This is a genomic window from Rufibacter aurantiacus (assembly GCF_017916345.1).
Classification (GTDB): Bacteria; Bacteroidota; Bacteroidia; order Cytophagales; family Hymenobacteraceae; genus Nibribacter; species Nibribacter roseolus.
Genome location: NZ_JAFMSV010000001.1, coordinates 921504 through 944061 on the forward strand (window position 1 = coordinate 921504; position 22558 = coordinate 944061).

General features: G+C 51.1%; 17 protein-coding genes. 13 read left to right on the plus strand and 4 right to left on the minus strand.

The genetic code is table 11. The features are described from left to right. Nucleotides 1-19: 19 nt before the first annotated feature. The 10 genes from J3P34_RS03680 to J3P34_RS03725 all read left to right on the plus strand — a co-directional run bounded on the left by J3P34_RS03680 (nucleotide 20) and on the right by J3P34_RS03725 (nucleotide 10764). A complete protein-coding gene (locus J3P34_RS03680; RefSeq protein ID WP_210486471.1) occupies nucleotides 20-2959 on the plus strand; it encodes a M1 family metallopeptidase in 2940 nt (979 codons plus the stop codon). Between the two features lie 161 nt (nucleotides 2960-3120). Continuing rightward, entirely contained in the window at nucleotides 3121-3726 is a 606-nt protein-coding gene (locus J3P34_RS03685) for an inorganic diphosphatase (protein WP_210486472.1), read from the plus strand. A gap of 152 nt (nucleotides 3727-3878) precedes the next feature. Beyond that, a complete protein-coding gene (pgi, locus tag J3P34_RS03690) occupies nucleotides 3879-5531 on the plus strand; it encodes a glucose-6-phosphate isomerase (protein ID WP_210486473.1) in 1653 nt (550 codons plus the stop codon). Nucleotides 5532-5649: 118 nt separating this feature from the next. Then, complete coding sequence (locus J3P34_RS03695; RefSeq protein ID WP_210486474.1) at nucleotides 5650-6294, plus strand: hypothetical protein; 645 nt, start codon at nucleotides 5650-5652, stop codon at nucleotides 6292-6294. A 163-nt stretch (nucleotides 6295-6457) separates the two neighbouring features. Beyond that, the gene (locus J3P34_RS03700) at nucleotides 6458-7021 is read left to right on the plus strand and encodes a Crp/Fnr family transcriptional regulator (protein WP_210486475.1); all 564 of its coding nucleotides are present in this window, start codon (nucleotides 6458-6460) and stop codon (nucleotides 7019-7021) included. An 80-nt stretch (nucleotides 7022-7101) separates the two neighbouring features. Continuing rightward, nucleotides 7102-7524, plus strand: a complete 423-nt coding sequence (gene yiaA, locus J3P34_RS03705) for an inner membrane protein YiaA (protein WP_210486476.1) — start codon at nucleotides 7102-7104, stop codon at nucleotides 7522-7524. 32 nt (nucleotides 7525-7556) lie between these two features. After that, a complete protein-coding gene (locus J3P34_RS03710; RefSeq protein WP_210486478.1) occupies nucleotides 7557-8063 on the plus strand; it encodes a hypothetical protein in 507 nt (168 codons plus the stop codon). An 87-nt stretch (nucleotides 8064-8150) separates the two neighbouring features. After that, entirely contained in the window at nucleotides 8151-8666 is a 516-nt protein-coding gene (locus J3P34_RS03715; RefSeq protein WP_210486479.1) for a YdeI/OmpD-associated family protein, read from the plus strand. Nucleotides 8667-8997: 331 nt separating this feature from the next. Next, complete coding sequence (locus J3P34_RS03720) at nucleotides 8998-9828, plus strand: Cof-type HAD-IIB family hydrolase (RefSeq protein ID WP_210486480.1); 831 nt, start codon at nucleotides 8998-9000, stop codon at nucleotides 9826-9828. A gap of 81 nt (nucleotides 9829-9909) precedes the next feature. Then, nucleotides 9910-10764, plus strand: coding sequence for a pirin family protein (locus tag J3P34_RS03725; protein ID WP_210486481.1), 855 nt, complete (start codon nucleotides 9910-9912; stop codon nucleotides 10762-10764). A 92-nt stretch (nucleotides 10765-10856) separates the two neighbouring features. Here the strand turns inward: J3P34_RS03725 and J3P34_RS03730 are convergent, their stop codons facing one another. Both J3P34_RS03730 and J3P34_RS03735 read right to left on the minus strand, forming a co-directional pair. After that, nucleotides 10857-11777 carry a bestrophin family protein gene (locus J3P34_RS03730; protein ID WP_282597066.1) on the minus strand — a complete coding sequence of 307 codons (921 nt, stop codon included), beginning with the start codon at nucleotides 11775-11777 and terminating at the stop codon, nucleotides 10857-10859. Nucleotides 11778-12049: 272 nt separating this feature from the next. Beyond that, nucleotides 12050-12808: a DNA repair ATPase gene (locus tag J3P34_RS03735; RefSeq protein ID WP_210486483.1), complete on the minus strand. Its 759-nt coding sequence runs from the start codon at nucleotides 12806-12808 to the stop codon at nucleotides 12050-12052. A 143-nt stretch (nucleotides 12809-12951) separates the two neighbouring features. Here J3P34_RS03735 and J3P34_RS03740 point away from each other — a divergent pair, with 143 nt between their 5' ends. The 3 genes from J3P34_RS03740 to J3P34_RS03750 all read left to right on the plus strand — a co-directional run bounded on the left by J3P34_RS03740 (nucleotide 12952) and on the right by J3P34_RS03750 (nucleotide 15074). Beyond that, a complete protein-coding gene (locus J3P34_RS03740; protein ID WP_210466455.1) occupies nucleotides 12952-13359 on the plus strand; it encodes a 6-pyruvoyl trahydropterin synthase family protein in 408 nt (135 codons plus the stop codon). Further along, on the plus strand, nucleotides 13352-14017 hold the full coding sequence (gene folE, locus J3P34_RS03745) for a GTP cyclohydrolase I FolE (RefSeq protein WP_210466456.1): 666 nt from the start codon (nucleotides 13352-13354) through the stop codon (nucleotides 14015-14017). The genes J3P34_RS03740 and folE overlap by 8 nt, the downstream gene beginning before the upstream one ends. A gap of 142 nt (nucleotides 14018-14159) precedes the next feature. Continuing rightward, nucleotides 14160-15074, plus strand: a complete 915-nt coding sequence (locus J3P34_RS03750) for a TIGR01777 family oxidoreductase (protein ID WP_210466457.1) — start codon at nucleotides 14160-14162, stop codon at nucleotides 15072-15074. A 219-nt stretch (nucleotides 15075-15293) separates the two neighbouring features. Here the strand turns inward: J3P34_RS03750 and J3P34_RS03755 are convergent, their stop codons facing one another. Both J3P34_RS03755 and J3P34_RS03760 read right to left on the minus strand, forming a co-directional pair. Next, complete coding sequence (locus J3P34_RS03755; protein ID WP_210486484.1) at nucleotides 15294-18692, minus strand: T9SS type A sorting domain-containing protein; 3399 nt, start codon at nucleotides 18690-18692, stop codon at nucleotides 15294-15296. Nucleotides 18693-19984: 1292 nt separating this feature from the next. Further along, nucleotides 19985-22312 carry a penicillin-binding protein 1A gene (locus J3P34_RS03760; RefSeq protein ID WP_210486485.1) on the minus strand — a complete coding sequence of 776 codons (2328 nt, stop codon included), beginning with the start codon at nucleotides 22310-22312 and terminating at the stop codon, nucleotides 19985-19987. Nucleotides 22313-22558: the final 246 nt, after the last annotated feature.

The window sequence follows — 22558 nt, forward strand, 5'->3', positions numbered from 1 at the left end:
TAAATCCCTGATTCTGTCCATGCGCCTTCGGCTTATTCTCCCCCTTTTGCTTTTATTCCCGATTTTCACCTTCGCACAGAAGAAATACTGGCAGCAGGAGGTTCACTATACCATTGATGTAACGCTGGATGATGAACGGCACACGCTCACGGCCACCGAGCAGATTGAGTACGTGAACCACTCGCCCGAGACGCTCACATTCCTGTACTTCCATCTGTGGCCCAACGCCTACCGGGACCGGAAAACCGCCTTCGCGCGGCAGCAGCTTCGGAACGATGAGGATGAATTCCACTTCGCGAAGCAGGAGGCGCGCGGGGCTATTTCGGGGCTGGATTTCAAAATTAATGGCCAAAACGTGACATGGGAACTGGATGCCCAAAACCCAGACATCGCGAAGTTGACACTGAACCAGCCGCTGGCGCCGGGCGGCAGAATTACCATAAGCACGCCGTTCCAAGTGAAGCTGCCGGATTCTTTTTCCAGATTGGGGCACGTAGGGCAGTCTTACCAGATTTCGCAGTGGTACCCCAAACCAGCGGTCTTTGACCACCAAGGCTGGCACCCCATGCCGTACCTGGACCAAGGCGAGTTTTACTCGGAGTTCGGGTCGTTTGATGTGCGCATCACGCTGCCGGCCAACTACACCGTGGGCGCTACCGGTGAGCTGCAGAACCCCGCGGAGCGCGCCCGCCTGGACAGCCTGGCCCAACTTACTGGTAACCGAAAGGCGTTTGACAATACCGATCTGGATTTCCCGGCCTCTTCAGGCAAAACCAAAACCCTGCGCTACAAACAGGACCGCATTCATGATTTCGCGTGGTTCGCCGATAAAAGGTTCAACGTGCTCAAAAGCCAGGTCACGCTGCCTTACTCCAAACGCGCCGTGACCACTTGGCTGCTGTTCACAAACCGGGAGGCCGAGCAATGGGTTGAAAGGGCGCACGAGATCAACGATGTCGTGTATTCCTACTCCTTGTGGCTGGGCGATTACCCTTACTCCCAAGCTACGGCGGTAGATGCCGCGCTGAGCGCCGGCGAAGGCATGGAATACCCTATGGTGACCGTGACGGAGCCCGAGGCCATTATCCACGAGGTGGGCCATAACTGGTTTTATGGCATCCTGGGCAGCAACGAGCGCGCGCATCCCTGGCTGGATGAGGGAATCAATTCTTACTATGAGTTCCGGACCAAGGCCCTGCGCAACCCGTATGCGGGCATGGTCTCCACCGAGGTGAACCAGAATGCCTTCGGGAAGTTTTTCGGGGTGGATGATCTGCCGCCGGCCGCCATTGACAACCCAGCCTATTTATCATCGGCCAGCCGCGGCTTGGACCAACCGGTAACCGCCCCTGCCATTCAATTCAGGACCCTAAATTACGGCACCGGCGTGTACCTCAAAACGGCCCAGTTGTTCCTGTACCTGGAAAAGTACCTGGGCACCGCTCGCCTGGATAGCGCTATGCACACCTATTACCGCCAGTGGCAATTCAAGCACCCCTACCCCGAGGACCTGCAAGCCGTGCTGGAGAAATCCACGGGCGAAAAGCTGGATTGGTTTTTCAGGGACCTGCTGCCTTCCACCACCCTACCAGATGCGCATCTGGAGACCGTTTTTACCTCGGGCGGCGCCACGCAGGCGGTAGTGCGGCAGACGGGGAAACTGACCTTGCCGGTACAAGTGGCCGCATTAAGCGCCGAGGGGAAAGTACTGGAATCTCACTGGACCAAACCAGGTGAAAAAGAACAGACTGTTACCTTCACCGCAACTGGCATTGACCGTATCGTGTTGGACCCTGAGTATGTGTTCCCGGAGCTAGACCGAAGAGACAACCAATACCGTTTAGGGGCCCTTTTTCCTAAAACCGAGCCATTGAGCCTGCACCCGCTGGTGGGCGTAGACCGAGTAGATAGGAAGCAGCTTTTCGTAGCGCCGGCTTTGGGGTACAACACGCTTGACAAGTTTCAAGCAGGAGTGTTGTTCTATAACTCGTTTCTTACGGAGCATAAACTCAATTACGTGGTCATCCCGATGTACGGGTTTGGGAGCAGCAGCCTGACGGGCCTGGCCGATGTCAAGTTCAGGATTCCGGCGCAAGGCTTTCTGCGGAAGGTGGAACTGGGTGTGCTGGGCCAGCGGTTTGCTAACTTCCACAGCATCGCGCCTAGTTTAACGTTTTACAACCGGTTGCACGGCCCCAGCACATTCCGCCAGCAGCTTTCCCTGAGCTGGCATTTTGTGCAGGATGACTTGTTTCCCGATTTCCAGGCACCGCGAGTAGCCTATCAACTCTCTACCAAAAATGCGGTGAGCGGTACCCGGGTAAACCTGGATGCCACCCTATTCCAATACCAAGCTGTTTCCACCTCGCCTATTTCCTTAACAGACGAGGGGCGCACGACTTTCCGGCCGCTTAGGCTCAGGCTTTCTCTGGAGAACTGGCACAAGTACCGGCCCGATAAAGAAATCAGGCTACGGGCTTTTGCGGGGTTCATAACCAACAACGACCAATTGAACAGCCCGTTCTACTTGGGTCTGGCCGGCAGCCCTGATTTCCTGAAGCAGACGCCGTTCTTTAACCGCAGCGAGATGTTCACCACCTTACCGGGCGGCCCCGCGGCCATCCGGCAGACCAATCGGCAGGACGGTGGTTTCCGCAACGGGGTGCCCGTAGTGAGCCAGGAATGGCTGACCGCCCTCAACCTCACCGCCGATTTACCGGTGTCGCCCTTCGCCGTGTACCTGGACCTGGGCCGCGTGCAAGAGCAGGACAAACTGTTCTACGGCACGGGTCTGCAGCTTTCCTTTTTCCGGAACGCCCTCCAGATTTACTTCCCGGTGGCGGGTAGCAACTACGCAGATGACCTCCCCAAAAACCTCAAGGATTTCCGAAACAACATGCGATACTCGCTGAATCTACAAGCCTTGAACCCCTTCCGATTGCTGGAAGAGCTGCAGTAATAAATGAGTGAATGAGTGGGTGAAAGATTGAGTGAATGAGTGGTTGGGAGAATGGGCAGGAGAGTCTGGAAAGGGAGATTTCTGGTTCTGCTGGAAAGAATCTGTTTTTTAGCTATCTTACAGAAAACAGGCTTATAACGCCGCCACTTCCTGCTACCACCATGCCCTTTACCATAACTACTTATTGGCCGCTCCCGCTGCTTCTCCTGGCAATTCTCTGCCTCAGTTGTAAACCCAATTACCGTGAACTCCCGGCCATCACCGAGACCAAGCACTGGCAGGCGGTGGTGGAAACGCCCTCAGGCTCCACCATGCCGCAGGTGTATGATGCGCAGGAGAAAAAGTTTGTGCCGCAACTGGAGGCCGGCCAGCCCCGCAAGCTGGAGTTTCTGCCCTACCCCGGCAACGAGGGTTTTATTCCGTCCACACTGATTGATTCCGTGGATGGCAAGCAGGCTGGTCCGCTGCCGGTGGTGATTCTATGCAACCAGAAAGAACCAGGTACGGTGCTGGAGATTCTGCCGGTGGGCGTGATGATCCTGGAAAGCGAAGGCGAACTGAGGAGCCTGGTGGTGGCGGTGCCGGCGCGGCCCAGTGAGCAGACCATCTCGCCCAACTCCTTCAGTGATTTCTCGGCCCGTTACCCAGCGGTCAAGAAGATTCTAGAGCAATGGTACCTCAACGTGAATCCGCGGCAACCTACCCGCTTATCGGCTTGGAAAGACGAGGCCTTCGCCGATAGGCTCATCCAACAGGGGGTGCAGTAACGCTCTCTGTTTTGGGCCTTGTTTTGGAAAATCGGGCTTAAAACAACTTTGGGCCGCTTTGGTCTGCCGGGGTGCTTTTGCAAAACGCATTTTCCTAAAGTCGTCACAATTCCTAACTTCGCTCTCTATAGAGTTGTACTAAAGACACACGCATGTTTCCATCCATAGATCCTACTACCACCCAGGCTTGGGCAAAACTGACGCAGCATTACGCGCAAACCAAAGACAACCACCTGAAAGATGCCTTTGCGCAGGACCCGCAGCGGTTTGAGAAGTTCAGCGTCACTTTTGAGGACATTCTGCTAGACTACTCCAAAAACAGAATCACGGAGGAAACCCGGGCACTGCTGGTAGAACTGGCACAGGAGTGCGGCCTTCCCAATGCCATTGAGGCCATGTTCACGGGCGAGAAAATCAACTTCACCGAGAACCGCTCAGTGCTGCACGTGGCCCTGCGCAACCTGTCTAACACACCTATTCTGGAGGATGGCAAAGATGTGATGCCTGAGGTGAACCGCGTGCTGGCGCAGGTAGAGAAATTCTCCAACGAGGTCATCAGCGGCGCCTGGAAAGGCTATACCGGCCAGCCGATTGACACCATCGTGAACATAGGCATTGGCGGCTCTGACCTGGGCCCGGTGATGGTGACCGAGGCACTGAAAGCCTACCAGAAACCCAATATTACTACGTATTTTGTTTCTAACGTAGACGGCACGCATATCGCCGAGACGCTGAAAAAAATAAACCCGGAGACCACGCTCTTCATGATCGCGTCCAAGACGTTCACCACCCAGGAGACCATGACCAACGCCCACAGCGCGCGCAACTGGTTCCTGGAGAACGCCAAAGACGAGGAGCACATCAAGAAGCATTTCGTGGCGCTGTCTACCAATGCCAAAGCTGTTTCTGAGTTCGGGATTGACACGCAGAACATGTTTGGGTTCTGGGATTGGGTAGGCGGCCGTTACTCTTTGTGGTCGGCCATTGGTCTGTCCATTGCCTGCACCGTAGGGTACGAGAACTTCCTGGAGTTGCTGGCCGGCGCGCATGCCATGGACAACCACTTCCGCAAAGCGCCACTAGACCAGAACCTACCCGTGATCCTGGCTTTGCTGGGCATCTGGTACAACAACTTCTTTGACGCCCAGTCGCACGCGCTGCTGCCGTATGACCAGTACATGCACCGTTTCGCGGCGTATTTCCAGCAGGGCGATATGGAGAGTAACGGTAAGTATGTAGACCGCAACGGCCAGCCAGTAAGTTACCAGACGGGTCCTATCATCTGGGGCGAGCCCGGCACCAACGGCCAGCACGCGTTCTACCAACTCATTCACCAGGGCACCAAGTTGATTCCTTGTGATTTCCTGGCCCCGGCCATCAGCCACAACCCCATCGGCGACCACCATCCTAAACTCATGGCCAACTTCTTCGCGCAGACCGAGGCCCTGATGAACGGCAAGGACGAGGCGCAGGTCATTGACGAGATGCACCGCCTGAGCTGCTCTGAAGAAGAGATCCAAACCCTGAAGGCGTTCAAGGTTTTTGAAGGCAACCGGCCTACCAACTCCATCCTGTTCAAGCAACTGGACCCCAGAACCCTGGGCAGCCTCCTGGCCATGTACGAGCACAAGATCTTCGTGCAGGGCGTGATTTGGAACGTCTACAGCTTCGACCAATGGGGCGTGGAACTAGGCAAGCAATTGGCCAAGCAGATTCTGCCGGAACTAACCTCTGCTGAGGAAGTAACCTCACATGACAGCTCCACCAACGGCCTGATCAAGCAGTTCAAAGCGTTTAGGAAGTAGGCGTTAAAATTTGTGAAGCTTTCTTGAATTCATTCTGGTTATTTATTCTTTTGAACGGGTAATCGGAATGAATTTCTTTTTATATTCTTGTTATAGATAATCATAGGCTACAAATCAAATGATAAAATATTTTATCATAATAATCATCTTTATTTCGACACTTCCTTCATTAGGACAATCTAAAAAAGACAACTCGGCTAGCAGACTTACTATTAATCCATCAATAAAGGCGGAAGTTGAAAAGAATATAAGTCCTTCTCAATTCGGAGCCGGGCAAGACAAATTTTTGATTTATAACAACCGTATGTTGCTTGACTTCTATGAGAATGACACATTAAATATATCTCTTAAAGAACAAGACAATAAAAGCACAGTTTTTAAATCATTTTACTATTGGAAGGGCGACACCTTGGGCATAGATGGTGCTTATGGTCTTTTCGGTGGGGCAGGTTTCTCAATAAAATTTATCAAAGGCCAAGCATCCCTTTATCATATGCTTGCTTCGGACGAATTTACCACATACGCCTATAAAGAGAACGACAGTTTAATATTTAGACTTGAAGTGCCATGTACAGACACTAAAATTGTGTTGTCAGAAGTTCCTGACCCTACTACAAAGCAAGTCATCTATGGATTTGTTGAATTTAAAAGCGCAGACTATTATACAATGAGCGGTTCAGCCGATGGGCAGGAACTTCTGCCTAGGAAAAAGCAGAGAGCTAACATGAGAATCTATTTTAAAAGCGCTAAACTTGATTTGTAACAAGTGACAAGAAAGGACTACTATAATACTGCATAAACTTCATGCTTCGGCTGACGGTCTTGCACGCCTTATGCACTAGACGTTGGATACATTGAAAGATTAATTTATCCTTTTTCTAAATAATCAATTCTAACTCCTTGGTTATAGTAAGAATGCTTAAAATATGAATGCGTTATTTAACTGCATCTCAAAATATCACCCCATTTCTTTAGATGCGTGGGAGGCTCTTTCCCAATCATTGACGCAGGTAGAGATACCAAGGAATTCTTTTCTTGTACAAGAAGGCATGGTGTGCAATAATTTATACTTTCTTGAAAAAGGTTGTTTGCGCGGATTTTACAACCTTGATGGGAAGGAAATTACCTATTGGTTCGGCTTTGAAAATAATTTCATTACTTCCTTTTATAGCTTTATCTCCCGAAAGCCGGGCGTAGAAAACATACAAAGCTTAGAAGACTCCACCTTGTGGGGTATTAGCTTTGATGCTTTAAACCGGTTGTTTGATTTACATAAAGATCTTGAGCGCCTTGTACGGATTATCAATGAGCAATATTATATAAGACTGGAAGAGCGGTTAATGGCCATGCAATTCAAAACGGCGCGGGAGCGGTATGAACAGCTGATGGAAACCTCACCACATATTCTCCAAAGAGTCTCGCTCGGACAAATTGCGTCTTACCTTGGGATTAGTCAGGAAACGCTGAGCAGAATACGGAGCCACGCTTGATATTCTTCTTTTTGATAATTGTCAAAAGAAAGATTGCGGTCATAGTATACTTTTGATTCATCACCTAACAAAAGACAGAAATGAATCAGAAACCATCAAATGCGTTTGTTGCGGCCTCTTGGGCTACTTTACTTACTGGCGTTACAGCTTACATCATTGGGTTGTGGAATGCCGAAATGCTGCTGAACGAAAAGGGTTATTATTTCACCATCTTAATGTATGGTTTGTTCTCAGCTATTTCTCTCCAGAAAAGTGTGCGCGATCAACTGGATGGTATACCCGTTACCAACATCTATTATGGACTTAGCTGGTTTTCTACCATTCTGGCGGTGGTGTTGCTGACAGTGGGACTTTGGAACGCCAATTTGCTCCTTAGTGAAAAAGGGTTTTATGCTATGTCATTCTTACTTAGTCTTTTTGCTGCTATTGCAGTCCAGAAAAACACCAGAGACAGTTTTGGGAATGAAGTGCCTGCTAGGAATAATGCTGAGACATTACTCTAATTGGTAGTCAGTCATCATGTAAAATGAATTAAATGGAAATACTGTTAAGAGCTAAGAATTGGCAAATATTTATCCTTCTCATGATAGGAATAGCTCTATCAAACACTACCATTCAAGGCAACCCTATGACTACACTTATTTTGAATCTGGTAGGTTTATTGGCGTACTACATTTACCCACTCATTATCGGATACTCCTTGCAGGACTTTCTCCCGAAAAAAGTAGAGCTTAACAACACCTTCTTCCTAATAAATACATTTGCGTGGATTGGCGGTTATTTGGCAATTTCAATAATCTCTGATGAACACGGCATGTCATTCAGCGGACTTGCCGCTCTTCCTTTCTTCTATCTGATGTTCGCCTTTCTCTATTCTCAAGCGTTCCCAGCTAAAACCCTGAAGTCATTGGAAATGAAAACGGAAGCGAGCCTGGGGGACTACTTCGGTGACTTCATGCTAATTCTGTTCTTGCCAATAGGTATCTGGTTTCTACAACCTAGAATTAATAGAGTAATAGAAAAGGAGAAAGTCGCAGCATAAAAAGACTAACAGAAGACCCTGGTATTACCAACGCAAAGCCATTATAATTTCATTTTTTTCAATTCCCCAAATCCAACTTCTCCAACCATGCCTCCCATCCACTTCAACACCCACATCGGCAAACTAGAGTACCTCATGGGCACGCATTACCTGGAGATTCCGGCGGAGGTGGTGCAGGAACTGGGCGGCAAGTTCAACGTGCGTCTGCTGGTAACGGTAAACAACGGGCTTACCTACCAGGGCGGCCTAGTGGCGCTGGGTCAGGGCCGAGGCTACATTACATTGACCAAACAGCGTTTGATACAACTGGGCCTGAAGGAAGGCAGTCAGGTCACCGTAACTTTGGAGAAGGACGAAAGCCAGTACGGCACGCCCGTGCCAGAGGAACTCACCGAACTGTTCCACCAGGATGACGAAGGAAAAGCCCAGTTTGATCAACTAAAACCCGGCATGCAGCGCTACATCATCCAGCACGTTGCGGCGGTGAAAAGCTCTCAGCTCCGCATTGACCGGTCCATCACCCTTATTGAAAACCTGAAGCGCTTAAAACCCGGTAAAGAAACATTTAGAGAGATTCTGGGGCTGGAGAAACGGGAGGCATAAAAGGGAGTCCTGAGTTCTGAGTCTTGAGTCCAGAGTTGAGGTGGCATTAGGAAGGTGTTTAGGGGCTATTTTCCTGAAAACAGGTCTGAAACGTAGACCCACCCCTACCCCCCTTAAGAGGGGATTTTCTTCTAATGTGCTAAAGAACAATGTTGGTTAATTTTGTAGAGACAAGGCATGCCTTGTCTTTTGCACGCATTTCCTCTTTTCCACCATCTCCTTTTTTCTGCCCAATTTTCTGAAAACAGACCCAAAACGATTCAGAAAACTTTCCTCCTTTCCCCGTTGACTGCCGTACCTTTGGAGGAACAAACAACCGCATTCCTTACGCATGAACATCCGCGCCATTTGCTCCGATATTGACGGCACGCTGCTTAACAGTGACCGTGAGCTTTCCCAAAGAACCATTGACACCATTCAACGCTTAGATAAAAACCTGCCCTTTATCATGGCCTCGGCTAGAATGCCCAGCGCTGTGCGCCATCTGCAGGAACAACTGGGCATTCTGCACCACCCCATGATCTGCTTCAACGGCGGTTACGTGCTGCTCTACGATGACTCCACCCAGGAGCCCCGCGTGCTGGACACCGTGCAGATTCCGGCCTCGGTGTGCCTGGAGATTGCCCAGTTGGCCCAGGGCACCAGCATCAACGTGAGTCTGTACCAGAACGATGACTGGCACGCGCCGCAGGATGACCATTGGACCCAGCGCGAGATCAAGCACACCAAAGTGACGCCAACCATCTCCTCCACCCAGGAAGTTCTGCAGGCCTGGCAAGCCGAGTCAACCGGGGCGCATAAGGTCATGTGCATGGGCGCCGCCGAGGAAATCCAAACGCTTTGGGAAGCCTTAAACCCAAGATTCGGGGAGCAGCTGCACATCTACCGCTCCAATGACCGCTACCTGGAAATCGCCCCGAAGACCATTTCCAAGGCCACCGCTTTGGAGCTGCTTTTGAAAAAACACTATGATTTCGGGCTGGAGTCAGTCATGGCGTTCGGGGACAATTACAACGATGTGGAGATGCTGGGCGCCGTGGGCCTGGGCATTGCCGTAGGAAACGCCCGCCCAGAAGCCAAAGCCGCCGCCAAAGAGGTGACCGCCCCCAGCATTGAAGACGGCGTGGCCCTGGCCATTGAAAAACATCTGTTGCAGGCCTAGGCTGCTTTCCCGCAGGTAAGCGGCAATCCGGGCCTTATCCCAAGCGGTTTGCGTATATAGCAGGAAATTGAAGGAACCCACATGAGAAGCATCAAGAGAATCCATAAAGCCGAGTACTCGCCCATCGCGGATCTGGTCACGTACTCGCCCCTGCCCTCCCGCAGCGTGCAGCAGATAGATCCGTTCCTGTTTCTGAACCACCACGGGCACCAGGTGTACAAGCCCAATAACCGCGGATTGCCGTTCGGGCCGCACCCGCACCGGGGTATGGAAACCGTCACGTTCATCCTGGAGGGCGACATCATGCACAAAGACTCGGGCGGGCACGAGAGCGTGATCACCGCGGGCGGCGTGCAGTGGATGACCGCCGGCAAGGGCCTCATCCACGCCGAGGTCTCTTCCTCAGATTTCAAGAAAACGGGCGGCCCGCTGGAGATCCTGCAGCTGTGGGTGAACCTGCCGGCAAAACACAAAATGACCGAGCCCCGCTACGAAGGCCTGCAGCAGGAGAGCATCCCCTCCTTCACCCTGGACGAAGGCAAAGTAACCGTAAACCTGGTCTCGGGTAGCTGGGACGGGCATAAAGGCGCTTTTGAAACCTTATCAGACATCGTGCTGAGCACCGTGTACTTCCAGCCGGGCGGCAAACTGAGCCTGCAGGTACCCGCCGAGCGGAACATCTTCTTCTACATCATCAAAGGAACCCTCACCGTGAATGGCCAAGAAGTACCGTTCAGAAACCTGGTAGAATTCAATAACGATGACCCGGAACTGACCATAGAAGCCTCTGCGGACAGCATCCTGCTCTTCGGGCATGCCGTGCCGTTCAATGAACCGGTAGTGGCGCAGGGTCCGTTTGTGATGAATACCCAGGCCGAAATCCACCAGGCGTACGCCGATTACCAGGCCGGCAAATTCGGTTCCTGGAACCATTAAGAGATTCCTAAAGCAAAGCTCTCGTTTTAAGCCCGTTTTCTTAAAAACGGGCTTAAAACGAGAGCTTTGCTTTAGCCGAAAACTTCTGAAATTCAATCCAGGATAAACTTCTTTTTCGGTTTCAATCCTTTGGGCACCTCCTGACCGGCCATTTCCAGGAGCGAAGCCTCAATGGTCTGGCTGATGGTGTTCAGGGCAAGATCGTTGGGCTCGGTGCCGAAGGGTTCCTCAATCTCGGTGACAATGGATTCCAGGGCCATGAAGGTGTAGCCCACAAACACCACCATGAGCGGCGTCATCCACCCGATGCTGTCTACCAGCCCAAACGGCAGCAGGAAACAGTACAGGTAAACGGTGCGGTGCAGCAGCACGCTGTAGGTGTACGGAATGGGCGTACTGGCAATGCGCTCGCAGCCACCCACAATGTTGGAGAGCTGGTTCAGGTTATGGTCAATGGCGGCCTGCGTGATGGAGTCTATGCGCCCGGCCTCTTTTCCTGCCTGCACCCACTGGCCCATTTCCCTCAGGAGTAAAATAGGTTTGAAACGGGCTTTCGCCAGCTTCTGCACCAACTCTTGCGGGAGTAGCCGCTCAAAATCTTCAGTAGGATCTGTCTTGCGCAGCTGGTGTTTGAGCGCGTAGGTGAAGGCGATGAGCAGGCGCACAAAGGAAAGCACCTCGGGCGAATCTGCCGGGAGGCCGGTCATGGTGAGGGCCTGGCGGGTGAGTGAGCGGGTGTCAATGAGCAGGGCACCCCAGAGCTTGCGGCCTTCCCAGAAACGCTCGTAGCTGGCGTTGTTCCGGAAACCCAGGAAAATGGCCAGCGCCACCCCCAGCAAAGTAAACGCCGCCGGGTTCAGCGGGATCTTGTACTCAAACAGCCGTCCCTGCACAAACACCACCGCCACCGAGATAAGCAGCAACAGTCCCAAACGGGGCAGAATGGCCGGTAAAACGGAGCCCTTCCAGACGAAGAGCATCTTAAACCAATTTTCTCTTTCTCTTACAATCATAACGCAATGCCCGGCCGGTCTCCTCCTGTTCGCTTGTGTATGGCACGCAAAGGTACAGACCCAGGTTACAAATCTCTTCTTCGGCTTAGGTCCGCACCGGATTCAGAGGCCTTTTTAATGTGACCATTACCGCCAGTTTCAAGGCCGGACAAGAAGTATCGTGCTGAGAAGGGCAGTCGTTTTGAGGCCGTTTTCGCAAAAACGGACCTAAAACGGCCGGGCCCGAGGCAGTGTTTACCTCGGGCCCGGCTGTTTATTTCAACATGCTCTGGTTAGTCAATCTTGTCCATTTTGGCTTTGACAATCTCCACGGCGTGGCGCATGTTCTCCAGTTCTTTCTTGTTCGTTTCCTGCTGTTTCAGGTTGTTCTGCACGTCTTTCTGCAGTTGCTCCAGTTCTTTGGCAGTGGCGGACAGGGCGGCTTCCAGTTCCAGTTTCCGCTGCTGGTTTTTGGTGATCCGGGTCTGGATCTCGTTCGCTTCGCGAACCACCAGATCGGCCTTGGCCTGGGTGTTGACCACTACTTTCTCGGCATCGTGGATCTGCGTCTGGATGTCCTGCTTGTAGAGGTTCCGGGCAAATTGCTGCAGAATGGCAGCACCGTTCGTCCACTCTCTGGGGGTTTCCTTCTTGCCCAGGTACGCGTTACCCATGTCCAGCGACCACCACAGCAGGGTACCTTTTTCACCTGCTTCCACTTTGGAGACAATGCGCAGCGGGTTGCGGCTGATGGAGTCTAGCTGGGCTTTTTCCACGGCATAGATTCCTTTGCCGGCCTGCGCTTTGGCCGTGGGCAGAATGGAAGGCCCTTTCACCACCCCTCCGGATTTTTCCTTTAAAAAAGTAGCCCAGGCTTTCTCCACCACTTTGCTGTCCAGTTGGATCATGATACGCTGCCCTTTCCGGCTGATGCCGTTCACCTCCACCTCGGTTTCCTCTACCGCTGAGCGCTGCGCCCAGGCCGCGGTGGCCATTCCCCAAAATAAGAGCAATAACACAACTGTTAATTCCCGCGTACGTTTGCCTTCCATGTTCATTATCTGCTTTAAATCGGCCGCAAAATTAATCCATTTATCCGCATTAGTCCTTAAGCCTTAGCAAATTTATACGGTGCACGTATAGTAGAAAAACCCCGAAGGAAAACTAAATTGCCTCTACTCCTGTTTCCAGCCTTATGAATGTGACCGTCTGCCGAAAAGAGAATTTCAATGCTGCCCACCGGCTCCATAACCCAAATTGGTCCGATGAGCAGAACAAAACCGTCTTCGGGCTATGCAACAACCCTAATTACCATGGCCATAACTATGACCTCATAGTAAAGCTTACCGGCCCGGTAGACCAGGACACAGGCTATGTCTATGACATGAAAAAGCTGAGTCTTCTCATAAAAGCAGAAATTTTAAATAAATTTGACCACAAAAACCTGAATCTGGACACCGAGGAGTTTCAACACCTGAATCCCACCGCCGAGAATATCGCCGTAGTCATCTGGCAGCGTCTTCGCCCCCACCTCCCGGAAAACTATGCGTTGTCCATCACTTTATTTGAAACCGAAAGAAACTTTGTTGAATACCATGGATAAAAGGGACTGGAACGAGGAAGATCCCGAGGAGGAGCATTTTGCCGGTTCTTTAGACACGCCGCTGCGCCCAGATGCGTTTGACCTCACCGATGAACAGAAAATAGACGGCATTGCCCACCACTTCAGGGAGATTATGACCCTTCTGGGCCTGGACCTGCAAGACGACAGCCTCAAAGGCACACCGCGCCGGGTAGCCAAGATGTACGTGAAGGAGATCTTTGACGGCCTTAACCCCGAGAACCGGCCCGCGGCCCGCCTGTTTGAGAACAAGTACGGCTACCGCCAGATGCTGGTAGAGCGCGACATTACCCTTTACTCCAGCTGCGAACACCACTTTGTACCCATCATTGGCAAAGCCCACGTGGCCTACATCCCCAATGAGCACGTGATTGGCTTGTCTAAACTCAACCGCATTGTACAGTACTATGGCCGCCGGCCGCAGGTGCAGGAGCGCCTTACCCGCCAGATTGCCCAGGAACTGCGCGATGTGCTCAAGTCTGAGAACGTGGCCGTACTCATTGAGGCCGATCACCTTTGCGTGATGAGCCGCGGCGTGAATGACGTGAGCAGTAGCACCATCACCTCTGAGTATTCTGGTTTGTTTGAGCAGGATGTCTACCGGCTGGAGTTTCTGCAGGCCATCCGCAGCCAGAAATAGCGGTCTGCAGAAGAAAGGAAAGATGAATTTTTCAGGCCTGCGCTTTGTTTCCAAGTGACTATTCTTGTATTAGTATGAGCCCTACCTATTTAGGCAATTTACCGTATAAGTTGGTCTGGGCGTAGACCGTAGATATCGCAACATGTCAGATAAGATATTGATTGCCGGGGGCACCGGTTTATTGGGAACACGGCTGTCAGAAATGTTGATTGACAGCGGTTATGAAGTGGCTCACCTTAGCCGCACCCCAAATAAATATGCCCGCTACAAGACCTTTAAGTGGGATGTGCAGAAAGGCTATATTGATGAGAACGCCATCCGGTACGCTGACTACGTAATCAACCTGGCCGGTACCAGCGTTTCTGGGGAGAAATGGACAATGGCCCGCAAAAAGGAAATCCTCAACAGCCGCATCCAATCCACTAATCTGCTCTGCCAGTACCTGGAAAAAACCCAGCACCACGTAAAAGGGTATCTGGGCTCCTCGGCGGTAGGGATTTACGGTGACTCCGGTGACCGTTTGATGATGGAGGAAAGCAGCTATGGATCAGACTTCCTGGCAGAGGTTTGCAAACAGTGGGAGCACGCTTCCTGGCAAGTCCATAACCTAGGCATCAGGACCGTTATCTTCCGGATTGGGATCGTGCTCAGCAACAAGGGCGGGGCGCTCCCGCAGATAGCCAAACCCGTGAAGATGCTGGCTGGCGCCCCACTGGGCTCTGGTAAGCAGTACATGTCCTGGATCCATATTGATGACCTGTGCCGCCTGTGCATCAAAGCCATTGAAGACCGCCAGATGGAAGGGGTTTACAATGCTGTGGCGCCCAACCCTGCCACCAATGAGCAATTAACCCGTAACCTGGCCAAGGTTATGCATAAGCCCATGGTGTTCCCCAATGTACCGGCTTTCGGGCTGAAACTGATGCTGGGCGAGATGAGCGAGATTGTCTTGAACAGTTCCCGCGTGAGCGCCACCAAGGTGCTGCAGACAGGCTTCACCTTTGAGTACAACAACATTCAGGAAGCCCTGGAATCGCTTTATGACAAGCACAGTTAAGTAAAAGATAACTCAAAAAAAAGAAACCCCTCAATGGCGCAAACCAGTGAGGGGTTTCTTTTTTGTAGCCTTGCCTGAAGAGTACCTTTCACCTTTCACAAGCACGAAGGTTTCTGTTTCATCTCAACTCCTGACGTTTAGCTGTTTAGAAGCCAAAAAGCGAGAAAGTCCCCTGAAAACGGATTCTCAGGGGACTTTCTCGCTTTACAACCGCTCAGGTTAGTTCATTAACAAGAGTTTCTTGGTGATGGTCTTCTTACCGGTGGTTAATCGTGCAATGTAGACACCGTTTGGCAAGCCCTGGGCGTTGAACTGCATGGCCTGCGGCACCCCGCCTTCAGCGTTTCCTACAAAGAGGTGACGCACCAGCTTACCGTGGGAATCAAAGATATCCAGCACTGCCTCACCAGACTCGGCTACCAGGAACTCAACAGTGGTGTTCTGGTTGAACGGGTTGGGGTAAACAGACAGGTTAGTCTCCAGTGTTGGCACAAGCTCAGCGGTTTTAGTCTCCTCCACAGCATTGCTGGTGGTGGTCATTACCATTGGACCTGTGGCCAGGACAAAGATTGGGGTCTCTGTTACGGTAATGGCCAGTTTGCCCTGGTTTGTCTTCACCTTTTTCACCGCAAAAGTGCTGCTTCCGATTGTAGGCGTGTAGATACTAGCTGAGTCGGTTCCCAGAGAAAGTGTGTAGTTCACTCTGCGGTCTTCATCATCAGGCACCCAGCAGGCATACATGTTCTTGCCAGAGTCGTCGCGGTACTTGTCAATGCGTGGGTCAGAACTCAGGCGGGTTACCGGCACAAAATCTCCGAATTCTGTTCCAACCTGGGCGATGTAGTCGGCGGCAGGTCTGCGCACCAGGGTGTTCCGGTCTACGTGGCCGCTGGTGGCAAATTGCGTGGTGTTGTAGATAGAGCCGCTGGCGTCATCGTAGAGCTGGTAGAAATACAGACCAGACAGACCGGCCATGGCATAATCAAGAGAGCTTCTCAGGATCCAGTCGCCCTGCACCGCAAATTTGTCTTTCGCCCCTATTACTTTCGTTCCCTGGGTTTTGCTGTTCCAGTCATAACCAGTCTCGGTGATGATGATCGGCATGTCACCGTCGCCCACCATCTCGCGGTTCATCTGGTGGAATTTGTTGATGTTAAGCGGCGCCAGGGAAAGCTCTGGGGCAACCCCTACCCTCACCCCATCGGCGTACTGCTCGCCGTCAAAGTTGTTGTTGTAGGCGTGGTAGTTGATCTCATCAAAGCAAAGGTTCACTTTCCCGTTGGGCAGGTAGCCCCTGTTCTTTTTGCACCAGTCCACAAGGCCCTGGTAGAAACCAGTCTTGGTGGTGGCGATACCTGCAGCCACTACTTTCATGTTAGGGTCAGCGTTTTTCACGCCCACGCCAGGTCCCAGGGTTCCCATGTGGCCGTCATAGAACGCGCTCAGGTAAGCGGCATACTCATCACTGTTCTGGTTAGCAGCCCGGCCTTTCCAGTTACGGTCTGGCTCGTTATTGGCCTCCATTTTAGAAATCAGGTTCATCCCGATCTTCACGGTGCTTTTGGTCTTTACCAGGGTTGGGTTCAGGCTGGTATTGGATCCGTAGCGGGCGGCAAACTGGAAGGCTAGTTTGGCGATCTTGATGTAGGAAGCAGGCTTCAGTTTATCTGCGTTGTAGTTCGCGTTGAAGTAGTTGGTGCCCGTGGTATAGGTGCTTTTGTACGGCATCGGGGCGTTTTCATGATCATCAATGGCCGATGGATACGTGGCCACCATCCAGCCGGGGATGTTCTTGATACACACCAGCACTTCTTTGCCTCTGGCTTTGTGGCGGGCGTAAATCTCATCCAGTTTCCAGCTTCCTTTCAGGGTTGGGTTAAAGCCGTAAGTCCCTTCGTAGGCTTCCAAAATCCCCCAGTCCACGTAATCTCTTACTACTTTGTAAGGCTCAATGGCGGCAATCTTCTGTACAAGTCGCTCGGCAATGGTGCTGGAGTTATCTGCCGGATAGGTGTTGACACCCAGCATTCTTTTGAGCGGATAAGCGGGCTTGGTGAAAGTAGGCGGGGTATAAGGCTTGTATTTCCCGTAGAACTTGATCTCGTCTGGCAGTCTCACGCCTTTCTTTTTCCGGAGGATAACGGCACTTACCTTGAGGGAAGTGGTTAGGGTATGGTCAACCCAGACATTGTACTTGCTGCCGTTATAGACAGGGCCCAGAATCTCTTTGCCGGTGCCTCTTTCCACGTAAATGGTCTGGATCTCAGATCCTGCAGCAATGGTATTGCTACCGTCATAGAAGCTGATTCTTTGCAGTTCCACCTCCATCTGATCCGGGAAGTTCAGGACAACGTCTGCCACAGGCATCATTTCCCCGTTACCCATGCTCACGGTTTCATTCACCACGCCGTTGAACAGCTTGTCAATGTATTGGGTGCTTTTGTCTTTATGGTAACCCCAGTAGCCTTTATAAGGAATGTTGCCGGTTACCGGGGTTGTGGTGGTAGTGGTAGTAGTGGTTGTACTGCTGGTACCTACTACCAGGGAGCGGGTCACATTGGCGGCCGCGGAATAGTTGCCACCCGCTACCTGCGAGGCAGTGATGTTGGCGGTACCGGCTCCTACTATCGTTGCTTTCCAACCCTCGGTAGTCTTTGCCACCGTGGCTACGGCTGGGTTTGAAGACGTGAAGGTTATAGGTGTGGTGGTATTGGTGCTGGTAGCGCTGATAGTGAAAGGCGCATCGCCCACTTTTTTGGAAGGCAGAGCATTGAAGGTGATGATTGCCGGAACGGTAGAGACACTTAAAGTCCGGCTCACGTTAGTGGCGGCGGCGTATCCGTTACCGGCCGGCTGTGAGGCCGTGATGGTGGCAGAACCGGCTTTCAGGATGGTGGCCTTCCAACCCTCGGTGGTATTAGCCACGGTTACTACTGCGGTATTGGATGAGGTAAAGTTGATAGGAGTAACCGTGTTGGTACTGGTGGCTTGCAGCAGGAAAGGTGCGTCACCGTATTTCTTGGCAGGAAGCGAGTTGAAAGTGATCACTGAGGCCACCGTAGTAGACTGGGTGGTGTTGGTGACGCTACCTACGGGCTGACCGTAGATTCTTACTTTCTGCGGAATGTTGTTCGCGTACTTCCGGACGATGATGGCATCTGCCTCGGTAAGGGTGCTGGGTTTGATATCTACCCACTGCAGGAACATTCTTCCGTCAAAAGTGGCGAGGAGTTGCCGCTCGGTGCCTTTTAAGGCGTAGATGTAGGCTGGGTTGGTGGTGAAGGTTCCCTGGTAATCATACAGAGAAACTCTTGAGATAGTACTCCGGCTTTCCAGATTCAGGACAACGTCTATGTACTGCTTGTTGATGGCTGTCCAGTTATTCTGAACCAATTTACTGAGGTCATCCAGCAGCCAGGGAGCATAATCTGTACCGGTATTCAGGGATGGTTCAATGGAAGTTACTTTAAGGTTTACCTCAGTGGGTGTCTGGGCATTAGAACTTCTGGGAATTAAACAGGAGAGAAAGAAAGATAAGCTTAAAAGAATGGGTTTAATAGGGTTCATGGGCGCGTGGTAGGTAGAAAAATCAGGTAGAATCCATGAAGGGGGGAGCATGAAGACTTAATACAATTCAGACGCGGCTTTAAACCTCTAATTATGAATTAATTAGGCTTATTAGAGGTAAATAAAGTGAAGTGAGAGCCCTCGCATTACCTGCGATGTGAAATACAGGGCTATTTCCACAAAATGGATTTATTCAATACATAAAACAATTCTACTAGTATGCAAGCCTAATACTAAGCTATAGTAAAATTTGATTTAGATAGAAAAAACACAATTGCAAGTTTAACCTCTGCATCCCTCAACCTAGCTTTTGTATCAATAACCTCGTTATTTCCATTTTTAGCCAGGATTAAATAGGGTTTATATCAAGTAGTTATCGTATATACCGCATAAGAGTTAAGTGGAACCATCATAAAGAGTACAATTCTCTCTACTTTTAGATAATCCAAAATTATGCACTGAAACAAAACCACGCAACAAGCAAAATATAACTTTTCAAACAAAAGCTAAATCTTATATAAAGAAGTTAAACCTTATTTATTCTATTCTCGTAGGGGCGCCACTAATTTTCCGGGAAATTTGGATTTTAAAAGCACCTTTTCAGGCAGGCTAATACTTTGAAGATGAGACCTCTCTATTACCATAAAGGCGCTTTATAATTTTATTCAGAATTATATTATTTTAATATATAGACTAATTATATATATAAAGTATTGACAATAAGAAACATAGGCCTAAAAGCAGCTTTTTACAAGGGTTTGCAGACTACAGCCCAAGGACGCAGAATCAAAAATTATGTATTTTAAAGACTTTTAATAAGGTTAAACCAACACCTTTTCGCAGGCCTTTTTAGCTTCTGTATCAGAAAACAAAAAGGCTTGACGGCTTGAGGAAGGATAAAGGCTAACTCGTTTGGGAGAGGTGGATGGAATAGGAGTCGGGCTACAAACCAGCGCGTGAAGAGACCTACAGAATTCACTATCCCAGAAGACGAGGCTAAAAGCGTTTTCAAGCTGAAATAACAAAAACAAGGCAAAAACGACTTATGGCTTTACTGCTCCTGCCTTTAGCTTGATTCTCATCTGACCAGTCGCAGGTAATTTTTTCCTCCCACCCGTACTTTGGTAATGGCTGCCGCGGATAGTAGAAAACAGCATCGCTTACGATCAGAAGCATTTGCCTAAGCACCAGCACACAACTTTTTGACACCATAGAAGAAACAAAGCTTTTACAGACACCAAACCTGCCTTAAAGCCGAAAGCCCCACAGGAAAGTGCATTATCTTTCCTGTGGGGCTTTCGGCCTTCTATCCTTAAGTCTTCTAAAGCCTAAGCCAGGGCCGCTTAAAACTGAGAGGAGATACTATCATTCAACTGCTCCAGCATGGTGTCTACGGCAGTGGTATCTACCACTTTTGGTCTGCGGGGAGGCGCTGGCGTGATGCAGTTATAAGTCTTGTTGATTTTCACTTTAGGTTTAGGGAAAGTCCCCAGCTTAATTCCTAGGTTAGAATCACGGTACACCTTCTCCATGAACCGCCCAAAGATGGGCAGCGCGGTTTTAGAGCCTTCGCCCGTAGCCGAGGTCCGGAAGTGGATACTGCGGTCTTCCCCTCCTACCCAAACGCCTGTCACCAGGTCTTTGGTCACGCCCATGTACCATCCGTCTGAGTGGTTAGAGGTGGTTCCGGTTTTACCGCCAATCTGGTTTCCTTTTTTCCAGAGGTCGTACTCCCAAAGGGCCTGTGAGGTACCGCCCGGTTCTTCCATGGTACCTTTGAGCATGTGCACCATCAGAAAAGCGGTCTCTTCTGAGATCACCCGCTTCTGCTGCGGATTGAACTGCTCCACCACATTGCCGTTGCGGTCTTCTATGCGCATCACCAGCATGGGTTTGTTCAGGAAGCCGTTGTTCACAAAAGTGCTGTAGGCGTTCACCATTTCATAGATGCTCACGTCTGATGAACCCAAACCAATGGAAGGCACCGCTTCAAGCGGACTCGTGATTCCCAGCTGCCGGGCAAACCTGCGGACGGTCTCCCAGCCAATGGCCTCGGTCAGCTGGGCAGTCACCGTATTGATGGAACGGCCCATGGCATGGCGCAGAGTCATGTTCTGCCCGGAAATGGAGTAGCTGGCGTTATGCGGGGTCCACTCCATGGGTTTGCCGTTCTCCACGTATTTAATGGTCACCCGCTTGTCTTGAATCCTGTCGCAGGGTGAGTAACCTCCGTCAATGGCGGCCGCGTACACAAACGGCTTAAACGTGGAACCCGGCTGGCGCTTGGCCTGCTTTACGTGATCGTATTTAAAGTTCTCATAGTCAATACCGCCCACCCAGGCCTTGATGTGCCCGGTGAAAGGATCCATGGTCATCATGCCGGCCCGCAGAAAACGCTTGTAATACCGCAGCGAGTCCATAGAACTCATAGTCATCTCTTTAGGCCCTTTCCAGCTGAAGACCGTCATTTTCTTGGGCGTATTCAGTTCCCGGTTAATAGAAACGGTATCGTCTTCGTATTTGGCTTTCAAAGACGCGTACACGCCTGTGCGCTTGATGGCATTCTCAATAAAGCCCGGGATCTCGTTGTTCTGGTCATCTACCCACGGGTTTTTCCCGCGCCAGTGACCTTCAAACCGGTTCTGCAAAGTCTTCATCTTCTCCTGCAGGGCTTCCTCGGCCAGGCGCTGCATGCGTGAGTCAATGGTGAGGTAGATCTTGAGGCCATCAGCGTAGATGTCCAGTTCCTTTTCCTCGGCCCAGTTGCGCACAAACTCGTTCACCGCCTGCCGGTAATAGGCCGGAACTCCGTCCAGGTGCTGTTCCACGTGGTATTTCAGCTCAATTGGAAGCTGGGACAGGGAATCTGCCTCGGCCTGGGTGATTACCTGGTTACGAGCCATCTGCTGCAGCACCACATTGCGGCGGGCCACTGCGTTCTTGGGGTTGAACCGCGGGTTGTAGGTAGTGGGCGCTTTCAGCACACCCACCAGCATGGCGGCTTCCTCGGGTTTCAGCTTGTCTGGCGTGGTTGAGAAGAAGGTCTTGGCGGCCACCTTGATCCCGAAGGCGTTGCTCCCGAAATCAACGGTATTCAAGTACATGCCCAGGATCTCGTCTTTGGTGTAGCGCTGCTCTAATTTAATAGAGGTATTCCACTCCTTCGTTTTGGCCACCACCGTAGACACCAGCGGCACGTGCCCCAAAATGCCTTTGGTATTCTTGGTACGTGTTTTATAGAGGTTTTTGGCTAACTGCTGGGTAAGTGTGGAAGCCCCGCGGGAATCACCTTTGAGGTTGTCTTTCACAGCCGCCAGCACCGAGATAGGGTCAATGCCCTGGTGCTCATAGAAACGCTCATCCTCAGTAGCCACCAGCGCCTTCACCATCACGGGTGCGATGCTGTCATACGGCACTAGGTCGCGGTTCTCCCGGAAATACCGGCCCACCAGCAAACCATCTGACGTATAGATCTCAGAAGGCAGGTTGTTTCTTGGGTTCTCCAGGTCGTCCAGCCCCGGTGATTCCCCAAACAGGTACAACAGGTTCAGGTCAACGGCAACAAAGTAAAGGACGATGAACAATACCCCGAAGACGAAGGTCTTCCAGAGGGTTCTGATCCATTTATGGTATTTGGTACGCGGGGGTTTTATCTTCTTTATTTCTGGCATGCGGCTATTCACGGGCGCAAAACCCGCTTTCTCAAAAACGCCCAAAGTTACGGGAAAGTGTTGGCTTTCCCGAAGTTGTGCACTTGTTTAGGCGCTCTTTTCTGAGAAACAGGCCAAAAACGGCAACTCCATGAGTCACAGAACCAAATCTACGCGTTGAAATCCGGAACTCCTTCGCAATACCCAGATACACAGGCATTCTGCTCCCTTCTTTCCCTTTGGCCTTTACCCTCTCTCCTTGGTATG

Bases quoted from the DNA above. Each gene is read 5' to 3' on its own strand.
- J3P34_RS03725 (WP_210486481.1), top strand. From the start codon at position 9,910: ATGAGAAGCATCAAGAGAATCCATAAAGCCGAGTACTCGCCCATCGCG.
- yiaA (WP_210486476.1), top strand. From the start codon at position 7,102: ATGAATCAGAAACCATCAAATGCGTTTGTTGCGGCCTCTTGGGCTACT.
- J3P34_RS03715 (WP_210486479.1), top strand. From the start codon at position 8,151: ATGCCTCCCATCCACTTCAACACCCACATCGGCAAACTAGAGTACCTC.
- J3P34_RS03680 (WP_210486471.1), top strand. From the start codon at position 20: ATGCGCCTTCGGCTTATTCTCCCCCTTTTGCTTTTATTCCCGATTTTC.
- J3P34_RS03755 (WP_210486484.1), bottom strand. From the start codon at position 18,692: ATGCTCCCCCCTTCATGGATTCTACCTGATTTTTCTACCTACCACGCG.
- pgi (WP_210486473.1), top strand. From the start codon at position 3,879: ATGTTTCCATCCATAGATCCTACTACCACCCAGGCTTGGGCAAAACTG.
- J3P34_RS03750 (WP_210466457.1), top strand. From the start codon at position 14,160: ATGTCAGATAAGATATTGATTGCCGGGGGCACCGGTTTATTGGGAACA.
- folE (WP_210466456.1), top strand. From the start codon at position 13,352: ATGGATAAAAGGGACTGGAACGAGGAAGATCCCGAGGAGGAGCATTTT.
- J3P34_RS03720 (WP_210486480.1), top strand. From the start codon at position 8,998: ATGAACATCCGCGCCATTTGCTCCGATATTGACGGCACGCTGCTTAAC.
- J3P34_RS03685 (WP_210486472.1), top strand. From the start codon at position 3,121: ATGCCCTTTACCATAACTACTTATTGGCCGCTCCCGCTGCTTCTCCTG.
- J3P34_RS03730 (WP_282597066.1), bottom strand. From the start codon at position 11,777: ATGATTGTAAGAGAAAGAGAAAATTGGTTTAAGATGCTCTTCGTCTGG.
- J3P34_RS03710 (WP_210486478.1), top strand. From the start codon at position 7,557: ATGGAAATACTGTTAAGAGCTAAGAATTGGCAAATATTTATCCTTCTC.
- J3P34_RS03740 (WP_210466455.1), top strand. From the start codon at position 12,952: ATGAATGTGACCGTCTGCCGAAAAGAGAATTTCAATGCTGCCCACCGG.
- J3P34_RS03735 (WP_210486483.1), bottom strand. From the start codon at position 12,808: ATGGAAGGCAAACGTACGCGGGAATTAACAGTTGTGTTATTGCTCTTA.
- J3P34_RS03700 (WP_210486475.1), top strand. From the start codon at position 6,458: ATGAATGCGTTATTTAACTGCATCTCAAAATATCACCCCATTTCTTTA.
- J3P34_RS03760 (WP_210486485.1), bottom strand. From the start codon at position 22,312: ATGCCAGAAATAAAGAAGATAAAACCCCCGCGTACCAAATACCATAAA.
- J3P34_RS03695 (WP_210486474.1), top strand. From the start codon at position 5,650: ATGATAAAATATTTTATCATAATAATCATCTTTATTTCGACACTTCCT.